General features: G+C 65.7%; 14 protein-coding genes. All 14 read right to left on the bottom strand.

The features are described 5' to 3' along the window. Positions 1 to 336, bottom strand: a complete 336-nt coding sequence (gene trbK-alt / locus RO009_21065) for a putative entry exclusion protein TrbK-alt (protein ID MDT3687525.1) — start codon at positions 334 to 336, stop codon at positions 1 to 3. An 11-nt stretch (positions 337 to 347) separates the two neighbouring features. Further along, positions 348 to 1,112 (bottom strand): P-type conjugative transfer protein TrbJ, encoded by a 765-nt coding sequence (gene trbJ / locus RO009_21060; GenBank protein ID MDT3687524.1) that lies wholly within the window; start codon positions 1,110 to 1,112, stop codon positions 348 to 350. After that, complete coding sequence (gene trbE / locus RO009_21055; GenBank protein MDT3687523.1) at positions 1,109 to 3,547, bottom strand: conjugal transfer protein TrbE; 2,439 nt, start codon at positions 3,545 to 3,547, stop codon at positions 1,109 to 1,111. Before trbE ends, trbJ begins: the two co-directional genes overlap by 4 nt. A gap of 8 nt (positions 3,548 to 3,555) precedes the next feature. Then, complete coding sequence (locus RO009_21050; protein ID MDT3687522.1) at positions 3,556 to 3,837, bottom strand: VirB3 family type IV secretion system protein; 282 nt, start codon at positions 3,835 to 3,837, stop codon at positions 3,556 to 3,558. Further along, positions 3,834 to 4,193 (bottom strand): TrbC/VirB2 family protein, encoded by a 360-nt coding sequence (locus tag RO009_21045; protein MDT3687521.1) that lies wholly within the window; start codon positions 4,191 to 4,193, stop codon positions 3,834 to 3,836. Before RO009_21045 ends, RO009_21050 begins: the two co-directional genes overlap by 4 nt. Then, positions 4,190 to 5,173: a P-type conjugative transfer ATPase TrbB gene (gene trbB, locus RO009_21040; GenBank protein ID MDT3687520.1), complete on the bottom strand. Its 984-nt coding sequence runs from the start codon at positions 5,171 to 5,173 to the stop codon at positions 4,190 to 4,192. The genes RO009_21045 and trbB overlap by 4 nt, the downstream gene beginning before the upstream one ends. Positions 5,174 to 5,469: 296 nt before the next feature. Next, positions 5,470 to 5,904: a DUF6527 family protein gene (locus tag RO009_21035; protein MDT3687519.1), complete on the bottom strand. Its 435-nt coding sequence runs from the start codon at positions 5,902 to 5,904 to the stop codon at positions 5,470 to 5,472. After that, positions 5,901 to 7,082 (bottom strand): ThiF family adenylyltransferase, encoded by a 1,182-nt coding sequence (locus RO009_21030; GenBank protein MDT3687518.1) that lies wholly within the window; start codon positions 7,080 to 7,082, stop codon positions 5,901 to 5,903. The genes RO009_21035 and RO009_21030 overlap by 4 nt, the downstream gene beginning before the upstream one ends. After that, positions 7,057 to 7,377, bottom strand: coding sequence for a multiubiquitin domain-containing protein (locus RO009_21025; GenBank protein MDT3687517.1), 321 nt, complete (start codon positions 7,375 to 7,377; stop codon positions 7,057 to 7,059). The genes RO009_21030 and RO009_21025 overlap by 26 nt, the downstream gene beginning before the upstream one ends. 22 nt (positions 7,378 to 7,399) lie before the next feature. Further along, entirely contained in the window at positions 7,400 to 7,633 is a 234-nt protein-coding gene (locus tag RO009_21020) for a DUF2188 domain-containing protein (protein ID MDT3687516.1), read from the bottom strand. A gap of 114 nt (positions 7,634 to 7,747) precedes the next feature. Next, positions 7,748 to 8,473 (bottom strand): hypothetical protein, encoded by a 726-nt coding sequence (locus tag RO009_21015; protein ID MDT3687515.1) that lies wholly within the window; start codon positions 8,471 to 8,473, stop codon positions 7,748 to 7,750. Between the two features lie 11 nt (positions 8,474 to 8,484). Continuing rightward, positions 8,485 to 8,811, bottom strand: a complete 327-nt coding sequence (locus tag RO009_21010; GenBank protein MDT3687514.1) for a helix-turn-helix transcriptional regulator — start codon at positions 8,809 to 8,811, stop codon at positions 8,485 to 8,487. Positions 8,812 to 9,052: 241 nt separating this feature from the next. Beyond that, positions 9,053 to 9,487: a CopG family transcriptional regulator gene (locus RO009_21005; GenBank protein ID MDT3687513.1), complete on the bottom strand. Its 435-nt coding sequence runs from the start codon at positions 9,485 to 9,487 to the stop codon at positions 9,053 to 9,055. 6 nt (positions 9,488 to 9,493) lie between these two features. Further along, entirely contained in the window at positions 9,494 to 11,479 is a 1,986-nt protein-coding gene (locus RO009_21000; GenBank protein MDT3687512.1) for a conjugal transfer protein TraG, read from the bottom strand. Between the last annotated feature and the right edge of the window lie 7 nt (positions 11,480 to 11,486).

Here is an 11,486-nt window from a genome sequence, read left to right as displayed (position 1 = left end):
CTACTCGCCGCCTGGCGCGGCGCCGCGGCTGCGCGTCTCCCCGCTGAATCTCGGCAATCCGAACCCGGCCTGCGGGCGTGTTGTGCTCGGCGTGAGGAAGCGCCGGCGGCTCTCCGCCCAGGCGCGCGGGCACGCGGGATCGCGCGGGCCGGCCTCGCCAAGGCTCTGGCAGCGGAACAGCTCGTCGCGCAGCGGGTCCGCCGCACCCGTCTGTGCCGGTCGCGGCAGCGCTGCCTCCGGCCGCTCCTCCTTCCGGGTCAGCTCGATGACCGTGGCCGTGATCGCGACGGCGACAAATGCGACCGCTCCGATCCGGGCGAGGAGTTTGGAATCCACCGCCGCGCCCCTCAGTTGCCGCTGCCCGGGAACATGCTGGCATTGCCGGGCTGATAGCCGGCGCCGGGCGTGAGGAAACGCCGACGCTGCTCGCGGCCTTGTTCAGCCGCGGCCGCGCGCTCGGCATCGGCAAGAGCGCGTGCGCGTCCATCGGCCGCCACGACAGCGGTGAGGTCCGCGAGCTGCTGGGCCTGGAGCGCGAGGATCTGGTTGCCGGCCTGCGTTGCCTGCAGCGCTCCGGTCGCGCCCTGGCTCTGGCCGACCAGCGCCGACATCTCTGTCCGGTTTGTGTCGAGATTGCCAACGACGCTGGCTTGGACACGCATCGCGTCCTGCAAGCCGCCGACCGTGTTCTGCCACCGTGTTCGCGCATCGGCGATGAGCTGCTGGTCGGACGCGGACAGCGAGGCAGTGCCGTAGGTGGTCTGGAAGGCGCGATCGATCTGCTGGACGTCGAAGGCGATGTTCTGGGCCTGGCCGAGGAGCTGCTGCGTGCGCTGGATGGACTGTTGCAGACGCTGCAACGATGAATACGGCAGACTCGCGAGATTGCGCGCTTGGTTGATCAGCATCTGCGCTTCGTTCTGAAGCGAGGTGATCTGGTTGTTGATCTGCTCCAGCGCGCGGGCCGCCTGCAGCACGTTCTGCGCGTAGTTGGTCGGATCGTAGACGATCCACTGGGCTGAAGCAGGCGCGACCAGGACGGGTGACAGTACCAGCGGAAGGGAAAGAGCCGTCGCGGCGAGAAGCGCCGCGCGTGAGCGACGGATGATCATGACGGAGTCTCCAGATTGGTGAGGCTTGGGATGAGATCGGCGGCCCATTCGACCCCACGGTGGCGCAGCCATGCGGGCAGGAAGCCCTCGCGGCCGCGCTCGACGAGGATGCGGTCGATGGCGGCCTGGTCGGTCTTGGAGGACGCAGCGCAGAGCGCGAGGGCGACGTCGGAGAGGCCGAGCTCGAAGAGCCGATTGCCGCGGCGGGACTGGCAGTAGTAGTCGCGCTTCGGCATGGCGCGGGCGAGGATTTCGATCTGGCGGTCGTTGAGGCCGAATCTGCGATAGATTGCGGTGATCTGCGGCTCGATCGCCCGCTCGTTCGGAAGCAGCAGCCTGGTCGGGCAGCTCTCGATGATCGCCGGCGCGATCGGCGAATTGTCGATGTCGGAGAGCGACTGTGTGGCGAAGACGACGCTGGCGTTCTTTTTGCGGAGCGTCTTCAGCCATTCCCGCAATTGTGACGCAAAGCCCTCATCGTCGAGGGCGAGCCAGCCTTCATCGATAATAAGAAGTGTCGGCCGGCCATCGAGGCGATCCTCGATGCGATGAAACAGATAGGCGAGCACGGCCGGCGCCGCGCCGGTCCCGATCAAGCCCTCGGTCTCGAACGCCTGGACCGACGCTTCACCGAGATGCTCGTGCTCGGCGTCGAGGAGGCGGCCATAGGCCCCGCCGACACAAAAGGGCCGCAGCGCCTGCTTGAGATCGTTCGATTGCAGGAGCACCGCGAGGCCGGTGATCGTGCGTTCGGCGACGGGCGCGCTCGCGAGCGAGGTCAGCGCGGTCCAGAGATGCTCCTTGACCTCGGGCGTGATGGCGACGCCCTCGCGCATCAGGATCGCGACGATCCAGTCGGCGGCCCAGGCGCGTTCGGGGACATGGTGAATGCCGGCGAGCGGTTGCAGTGAAACGCTCTCGGCCGATCCTTCCGTGAGACCGCCGCCGAGGTCGTGCCAGTCGCCGCCCATGGCGAATGCGGCGGCGCGGATCGAGCCACCGAAGTCGAAGGCGAAGACCTGCGAGCGGGAATAGCGCCGGAATTGCAGCGCCATCAACGCCAGCAGCACCGACTTGCCGGCACCGGTCGGGCCGACGACGAGCGTGTGCCCGACATCGCCGACATGCAAAGAGAACCGGAACGGGGTGGACCCTTCGGTCTTGCCGAACAGCAAGGGTGGCGCAGCGAGGTGCTCATCGCGTTCCTGTCCCGCCCACACCGCCGACAGCGGGATCATGTGGGCGAGATTGAGCGTCGAGATCGGCGGCTGGCGCACGTTGGCGTAGACATGCCCGGGCAGCGAGCCTAGCCAGGCGTCGACCGCATTGATCGTCTCGGGCATGGCGGTGAAGTCACGGCCCTGGATGACTTTCTCGACCAGCCGCAGCTTCTCGGCGGCGATGCGGGGGTCATTGTCCCAGACCGTCACTGTCGCGGTGACGTAAGCCTCTCCGGCGTAATCAGCGCCCAGCTCCTGGAGCGCGAGGTCGGCGTCGGCCGCCTTGTTCGCGGCATCGGTGTCGACGAGAGCCGAGGCCTCGTTGGTCATCACCTCCTTCAGGATCGCCGCGATGCTCTTGCGCTTGGCGAACCACTGCCGGCGGATTTTTGTGAGCAGCCTGGTCGCGTCGGTCTTGTCGAGCAGGATGGCGCGCGACGCCCAGCGATAAGGAAACGCCAGCCGGTTCAGCTCATCCAAAATGCCCGGCGTGGTTGCTGTCGGGAAACCGACGATCGTCAGGATGCGAAGGTGCGCGTCGCCGAGCCGCGGCTCGAGGCCGCCGGTGAGCGGGTGGTCGGCCAGCAGCGCGTCGAGATACATCGGCGTCTCGGGCACGCGCACGCGATGGCGCCTGGTCGAGATGCAGGAATGGAGGTAGGTCAGCGTCTCGCCGTCATCGAGCCAGGCGCATTCGGGCATGAAGGCCTCGATGAGCTGCAGCACGCGGTCGGTGCGATCGACGAAGCCACGCAGGACCTCGTGCGGATCGACGCCGCGGTCGGCCTTGCCCTCGTAAAGCCAGTTCTCGGCGCGCGCGGCGTCCTCAACCGGTGGCAGGTAGGTGAAGGTGAGGAAATAGCTCGACTCGAAATGCGCGGTCGCCTCCTCGAAGTCCGCCTTGCGCTCGGCGTCGACCAGCGCGGAGGCGGCATCGGGAAAGCGGCTCGATGGATAGGCACCGACGCCGTGACGCTGCGCCTCCACGAAGATCGCCCAGCCGGAGCCGAGTCGGCGGAAGGCGTTGTTGAGGCGACCGGCGACGGCGACCAGCTCGGCCGGCACGGCGGAGTCGAGGTCGGGGCCGCGAAAGCGTGCCGTGCGCTGGAAGCTGCCGTCCTTGTTGAGGACGACGCCCTCTGCGACGAGCGCCGCCCAGGGCAGGAAGTCGGCGAGGCGCGAAGACGTGTGGCGATATTCGGCGAGGTTCATCATCGCCCGCCTCACACGCCCAGGAAGCCCGGAATGCGCAGGTGCCGGCGCGTGACCTCGACGAACATCGGATCGCGCTTTGCCGCCCAGACGGCCGCAAAATGGCCGACGGCCCATAGGCCGAGGCCGACGAGCCAGAGCCGCAGGCCGAGACCGAGCGCGGCCGCGAGCGTGCCGTTGAGGATGGCGATCGAGCGCGGCGCGCCGCCGAGGAGGATGTGTTCGGTGAGCGCCCGATGCACCGGCACGGAGAAGCCGGGCACCTCGGCGGTGTCGAGGGCACCAGCGGTCATACCAGCGCCCCGCCGCCGAAGCTGAAGAAGCTCAAGAAGAACGAACTCGCGGCGAACGCGATGGACAGGCCGAACACGATCTGCACCAGCCTGCGGAAGCCGCCGCTCGTATCGCCGAAGGCGAGCGTCAGACCGGTGACGATGATGATGATCACCGCGATGACCTTGGCCACCGGGCCTTCGATCGATTGCAGGATCTGCTGGAGCGGCTGCTCCCACGGCATGGACGAGCCGCTGGCATAGGCCGGCGCCGCGTAGAGGAGCCCTGCCGCGATCAAACCGATGCGGCCGATCCGATCGCGAACCGGGCCGGCAAATAGACGTTGCTTGAATGATGGCTGTCGAGCCGTGATCATGCGTGATCTCCTGCTGAGGCTGCTGTCGCGGGGATGATGCGGTAGTCGCCGCCAGGACCGAGGCCGTCGACGCGGGCGAGCTCGGCGAGACGGCGGGAAGCGCCGCGGCCGCTCAGAACGGCGACGAGATCGATGGTCTCGGCGATCAGAGCGCGCGGGACCGTGACGACGGCTTCCTGGATGAGCTGCTCGAGACGGCGCAGCGCGCCGATGGCGGTGCCAGCGTGGATCGTGCCGATCCCGCCGGGATGTCCGGTGCCCCAAGCCTTCAAAAGGTCCAACGCCTCGCTGCCGCGCACCTCGCCGATGGGAATGCGGTCGGGCCGCAGGCGCAGAGACGAGCGCACGAGATCGGACAGCGTGGCCACGCCGTCCTTGGTGCGCATGGCCACAAGATTGGGCGCCGCGCACTGAAGCTCGCGCGTGTCCTCGATCAGGACGACACGATCGGCCGACTTCGACACTTCCGCGAGGAGCGCGTTGGTGAGCGTAGTCTTGCCGGTGCTCGTTCCCCCGGCGACCAGGATGTTGCTGCGGTCAGCGACGGCGCGGCGAAGTATCTCCGCCTGGTCGGCCGTCATGATCGCGGCAGCCACGTAGTCCTGCAGCGTGAATACGGCGACGGCCGGCTTGCGGATCGCAAACGCCGGCGCGGCCACCACTGGCGGGAGGAGGCCCTCGAAGCGCTCTCCCGTTCCGGGCAGCTCGGCCGAGACGCGCGGGCTGCCGGAATGCACCTCGGCTCCGATATGGTGGGCGACGAGCCGCACGATGCGCTCGCCGTCGGCGGGCGACAGTCGCTCACCCGTATCGGCCAGGCCCCCCGAGAGCCGGTCGATCCAGAGCCGCCCGTCCGGGTTGAGCATCACCTCGACGATCGACGGGTCTTCCAGGAATCCGGCGATGGCCGGGCCAAGCGCCGTGCGCAGCATGCGCGTACCGCGAAGGACCGCCTCGGATTGCTGGAATGAAACCGCCATGTCGTCCCCGTTCTGCGCGGGACCGCTCGCGAGCGGCCCTGGATCGGGGATGAGTAGAAGAGGCAGAAAATCGGGCGGCGCAACAAGCGCGATGGGGTCGTCGCAGTCTAGCGTATAAAGACAGGGAAACGGCGGAACAAAGTGCTCAAGCTACGGCCGATCTCACGCGCCTGCTCTGCTGGAAGCGGCGCGTCAACACGGACGGCGGTCAGGCCTAGCAAAGCCGAATTTCAGGCCAGTTTGTATAAGACGCCCTTACGGGCGCTTGTCGACGAAACCGATGGACTGCGGTTTTGTCAGCGCCAGAAACACGAAAGCCACGACCAGAATCCGCCCTTCGGCTTGGAGGGCGTCAATGGGCTATCAGACTTGATCGTCTGTGCCGGTTGGCTGAAATAGCGCGCCTTGGCGCGGCGGTCGTGGGCACGGACGTGGTCGATCTGTTCCTGGGTCATGTCGCCCGCCCAACGGACCTTGCCCTTGTCGATCCAGTAGTGGGAGCGGCAGGGAAAGCTCCAGTTGCCGATCGAGGGATTAAGGGACACGGACACGCCGTCATAGGTCAGTTTCCAGTCGGTCGGGCTGAGCGGCGTCACCACTTCCTGGCCGCAGCCGCAGCAGCATTTATGCGCGACCGTGGCGTATTTCATCGACACGTAAAGCGTATGCTCGGCGAGCCTGTCCGGGATGCCGGTGACAAATTCCGTGTCGAGGACGATGGTCTGCTTCATGACTTGTCCTCGTTCAGGAGCATGTTGCCGTCGAGCGTGTAGGTGCAGTGGTGTTCGTCATCCAGATCAAGGTAGAACCCGAACAGCTTCTTCCACTTGATGACCGCCAGGGCCGCGTTCAGCGCGTTAAGGTCGGCAATCTGGATATTCTTGGCGTACAGGTTCTCGGCCGCGGCGGCGGAAAGGCCGATGCGCTTCTTGTCTCGGACATGCACCCTCATTCGGTCGGTGCTTGTCGTCGTCCTTACGATGCCCTGCAGCTTGTCGTTCACGAGGTCGATGCCCATCCCGACATCGACGAAGGGGACGCCTAGGGCCTCCAGCTTCTCGATGATCGGCCGCTTCGCATCACCGCGATCGACGCAAAGGAAGACGAAAGTCATACCGTTGAGGCAGTCCGCATTCGCGGCGTCGATGTGGAAATCGTGCGCCACAATGTTCCGGCGCATCGGCGCATAGCGGTCGCGGAAGTAATGGACCTTTTTCGGCGTGGCCTTCAGTTCGGCAAGCGTCGCGGCTCCGGGCGAGCGAAACGCATTGTGCTGGAGGTAATGATCGCCGTCGAAAAGATGGATCTCATGGACCGGCGTTTTCGCCACCAGGTCGAGGACGTAGGAACCCGTGCCGCCAAGGCCGATGATCGCCACCCTGGGCAGGGCCAGCTTTTGCGACAGGGCGTAGATGCCCGCGCGGCTTGAGGCCGTGTCCAGATACTCGAATACGGAATCGGGGTCGTCGGCCTCGATCACCCGGAACGTCTTCGCCGTGGCCGTCGGATCGATGGCCGCCGCGTGGCTCGACAGTATGTCGGCATAGGTGGTCATTTTGTGATGGTAGTCCTGATACCCGCTGGCGGGCTTGCTCGAAAACGAGTGGTCCACCACCAAGCCGTCGCCAAGACTCTGGCGGCTGCTGCCATTGACGATCTTGGTCAGAGGACGCCCGTGCCGGTCGCAGGGGTGCTCGCCCGCAAACAAGGCGACGTGGGTGTCGGGCTTCGCCGTCACCTGTCCGGCGAGATTCAGTGTCGAGACCAGCAGTCCGGGTTTCACCTCGCGCTTGGCGTTCACGTAGGGCACGTTGCAGAGAACGAGGTGGTTGGCTCTGATCTCCACCTCGTATCCATCTTCCTTCAGCCTGGCGAGGTCGGGGCTACGACTTATCAGTGGCGGTGACATTGAAGATCATGCCCTTCTTGATTTTCACGGTCTCGCCCTCGACCAGCGACCCTTCCGGCTTGTCGCCGTGGCCGCGCCGGTAGGTGATCGTGAAGACGATGTTCTCGCCCGTCGGCGGCGTGTCGAAGGCGAGTGCGACGAGCTGCGCGAAGGAAAGTTCCTTGCCAGCCACGGTCCTCTCGCGGCCGTTCACGACGATGGTGATGTCCTTGTCGTGGTGGTTGTCGTGACCGCCGTGGCCGTGGTCATCGTGGTGGTCGTTGCCGTTATGGCCGGGTTTGTGATTGTCGGTCATCTTCTTTCGTCCCTTCTTCAGTTCAGCCCTTGGGCGGGAACGGGTCGCCGCCGTGGCTGTCGGTGCTGGCGATGCGGCCATCCTGGTTGTGGATCCGCAGCTCGGTGCCCTGATTGCGGCTGACGGTGCGGCCGCTCTCGATGGCTTCGCGCTTGGTTTCGTGGTGGCTGCTGGCCCGTTCAGCGCCACCGCGTTTCACGTCCCATCCCCCGTTCGGGTTCGGGACGATATGGTGGGTCTTCGGCCCTTTGCTCATCGGTCTGGTCTCCTTGTTTTGCTGGCTCGCGGAACCGCTGTTCCGCATATCTGCTAATTAGCGTATTTTGGAGCCAAACACAAGGGCAGCCGATATTTCGGCTGCCGGCGTTGTTTACAGGCAGTCGAAGAGGGAGGGACCGGCGGACGTTGCGCCCAGGATGTTCAGCCGCAGGAGCCGCACCCGCGCGGCATCCGCTGACACCTGGAACGCTTCCTGAACCCGCGCGATCAGGGCCTGGCCGTGTTCGGTGCCGGTGCCGATGACGCCGAACAGTCCGTTGGCTTCCTGATAAGCGCCGACGACGCGGCGCAGATAGGACACCGGCATCAAGAGCGCGCCGCAGGCATGGCCCGCCTGCCATTCCATCCAGTCTGTCTGGACGGCTTCCAGCATCGTGTCGCGCTTGCAAATCTGTTTGTTGGCGTTCGGATTCCGCCGGAGCAGATCGGCGCCGGGCGGCTCAACCTCCCACAGATAGGCATGGAAATGCACATGCCCGTATTCGTGGGTCAGGGTCGTGCGGAGCCGATTCTCGCGCCGTTCGTCGTTGGAAAGATTCTCGGCAATGCGGACGATCGGCTTCCGGCCCGGCTGGAACTCGGTCACGCCCTCCACGTCATGGCCGTATGCGGACAGGTCGGCGTAACCGTCGAAATCATCCGTGTCGCGCTCGATCAAGAGCGTAAGATCCTCGGTGGTGACCGGGAACCCGGCCTTGCCGTATTTGTCCTTCAGGAATCCCGTGATGATGTTCTCGCATTCACGGTCGAGTTCTTCGGGCTTGTAGTGCGGACGCTGAGAGAAACGCCCCGTTGTATCACGAACGTATCTCACCATCCGCTGCCGCCTTACTTGCTCTTCGGCTTACCGCGAAAGGCGACCATCGCCTTCGCGACTTCCTGCTGCGAGAGCTTCCGTTCCCGCAGGTCGGCCGGAAACTTGCCAGCGAGGTAGTAGAGCCAGTCCGCCTCGATACCGAGCACGTCGGCGAATTGCTGGACCATCCGGTCGGACGAAGGGCTGCGCCGGTCGTGCTCGATGTCGTTGAGATACTGCGGGGAGATGGCTTCCTCGTCCTCCCGAAGAATTTTTTGGGCAAGCTCTTTCTGGCTCCAGCCGCGCGCCTTGCGCGCCTGGCTTATGGCACGCCCGAAGGTGTCTGCCTTGGCACTCATGTCGCTCCTTCACGATACGCTTATTCGCTAATCAGCGTATTCCAGGCGTGAATCGGGGTCAAGACGACCCTAGTCTAAGACCAAGATGCTCGCAGAGCGCTGCGACCGCGCGATGCCGGTGACTGGCAGGCGATCCGTTGATACTCGGGGCTCCTACGGTGGGGATGTTCACGGTCGGCCGCGAGTGTCGCCAGCATCGGCACGCCTGGGTGGCTACAACGGCTCGAAAGACCAGCTTCGATTACTCTGTGTTGTGTGCTGGGCCAATATCTTCGGAAATCTCCTGCCCAAGCTTCGGGCCTTGGGCGAGCCGCCGGCCGAGCGCGGCGACGAAGGCGTCATAGCGTTCGCCGGCCTTCGCGCGCGCGGCGGCCTGCGCGGGCTCTGGCAGCGGCGGGTTGGTGGTCAACCAGAAGCGGACAAAGACGGCAAGCGTCTCGACGGCGATGCCGAGGTCGCGCTCCAGGCGCGCCATGCGCCGGTCGAGCTGATCGAGGCGCCTGGTGAGCGCCGCCTCCTGCCGCTCCGCGGCGTCGGGTGAGAGGAATGAGGCGATGGCTGCCTCTGCGACGAGCGAGCGCGACTGGGCGCGGCGTGCGGCGTATTCCGCCAGCGCCTTGGTCACGCCGGGTTCGAGATAGACGGAGAGCCGCTGCTTCTTGTTCGGGTTCGGCATGGCGGCCTACAGCTCCATGCCGTCATTGGGATCGAGGGAGACCTGGCGCGCGAGGCCTTGGACGAGACGGTTCATGCGGCTCAGCCGCGCGGCATCGTCCGGCTCGTCATCGTTGGGGTCGATGTCGAACTCGTTGTCGATCGGCGGCTTCTTGTCGATCGGAGCCACGCGGCTGAGCTCCGGCTGGCGCCGCTTCTCGGAGCCGGTCGGGTCCTCGTCATCCATGCCGCTCACGGGTGGCGCGGCTTCCGGCAAAGGTCGAGGCGGCAGCGGCCTGCCGATCCAGTCATTCGCCTGCTGGTGTTCCGCCGCCTTCAGTGCCGGCGGCGGCAAGATGCGCGCCTGTAATCTCCGGTCCTCAAAGTAGCGCGCCTTCTTGGCGCGGATGGGCGGTGTGCCGGCGACCATCACGATCTCGTCGGTGGGCGGGAGCTGCATGATCTCGCCCGGCGTAAGCAGCGGGCGCGCCGTCTCCGAACGCGACACCATCAGGTGTCCGAGCCAGGGGCTCAGGCGATGGCCGGCATAGTTGCGCATGGCGCGCAGCTCGGTCGCCGTGCCGAGCGCGTCGCTGACCCTCTTGGCGGTCCTCTCGTCGTTGGTCGCGAAGCTCACTCGCACATGGCAATTGTCGAGGATCGAGTTGTTCGGGCCGTAGGCCTTCTCGATCTGGTTGAGGCTCTGCGCGATCAGAAACGACTTCAACCCATAGCCGGCCATGAACGCCAGTGCGCTCTCGAAGAAGTCGAGGCGGCCGAGCGCGGGAAACTCGTCGAGCATGAGAAGCAGGCGGTGACGGCGGGCCTTGGTATGGAGATCTTCCGTCAGGCGTCGTCCGATCTGGTTGAGGATCAGCCGGATCAGCGGCTTGGTGCGCGCGATGTCGGACGGCGGCACGACGAGGTAGAGCGTCGTCGGCCGCGCGCCGCCGACGATGTCGGTGATGCGCCAATCGCAGCGGCGCGTGACGGCCGCGACGACGGGGTCGCGGTAGAGGCCGAGGAAGGACATGGCGGTGCTCAACACGCCGCTTCGCTCGTTGTCCGACTTGTTGAGGAGTTCGCGCGCGGCGCTCGCGATGACCGGGTGCGGTCCGCCTTCTCCGAGATGCGGGGTCTTCATCATGGCGGCGAGCGTCGACTCGATCGGTCGGCGGGGATCGGAGAGGAAGGAGGCGACGCCGGCGAGCGTCTTGTCCTCCTCCGCGTAGAGCACGTGGAGGATGGCGCCGACCAGCAGCGCATGGGAGGTCTTCTCCCAATGGTTCCTCTTCTCCAGCGATCCTTCCGGGTCGACCAGGATGTCGGCGATGTTCTGAACGTCGCGGACTTCCCATTCGCCGCGCCGGACCTCGAGCAGAGGATTGTAGGCAGAAGACTTGGCGTTGGTCGGATCGAACAGCAACACGCGATCGTGCCGGGCGCGGAAGCCGGACGTGAGCTGCCAGTTCTCGCCCTTGATATCGTGAACGATGGCGCTGCCCGGCCAGGTGAGCAGGGACGGGATGACGAGCCCGACGCCCTTGCCGCTCCGGGTAGGTGCAAAGCAGAGAACGTGCTCGGGTCCGTCGTGCCGGAGGTAGTCGCGGCCGAGCTTGCCGAGCACGACGCCGTCGGGGCCGAGAAGGCCGGCGGCCTTCACTTCATCGGGCCGGGCCCATCGCGCCGAGCCATAGGTGTCGACGTTCTTCGCCTCGCGGGCCCGCCATACCGACATGGCGATCGCGGCGGCGATCGCCATGAACCCGCCCGACGCCGCGATATAGGCGCCTTCGACGAAGATCGCCGGCGCATAGGCGTCGTAGAAGAACCACCACGCATAGAAGGACGGGGGATAGTAGACCGGCCAGCCGAACAGGATGAACCAGGGCGCGCCGAGCTGCGCCTGGAAGCCCAATCGCCATGCCGTCCATTCCGTCGCGCCCCAGGTCGTCGCGAGGATGATCAGCGCGACGACCAGAATCTGACCCCAGAGAATCTTCGTCGCGGACATCACGTGC

Source organism: Pseudorhodoplanes sp., assembly GCA_032027085.1.
In the GTDB taxonomy this organism is placed as follows: Bacteria; Pseudomonadota; Alphaproteobacteria; order Rhizobiales; family Xanthobacteraceae; genus Pseudorhodoplanes.
This window is presented reverse-complemented; position numbering and strand designations above follow the sequence as displayed.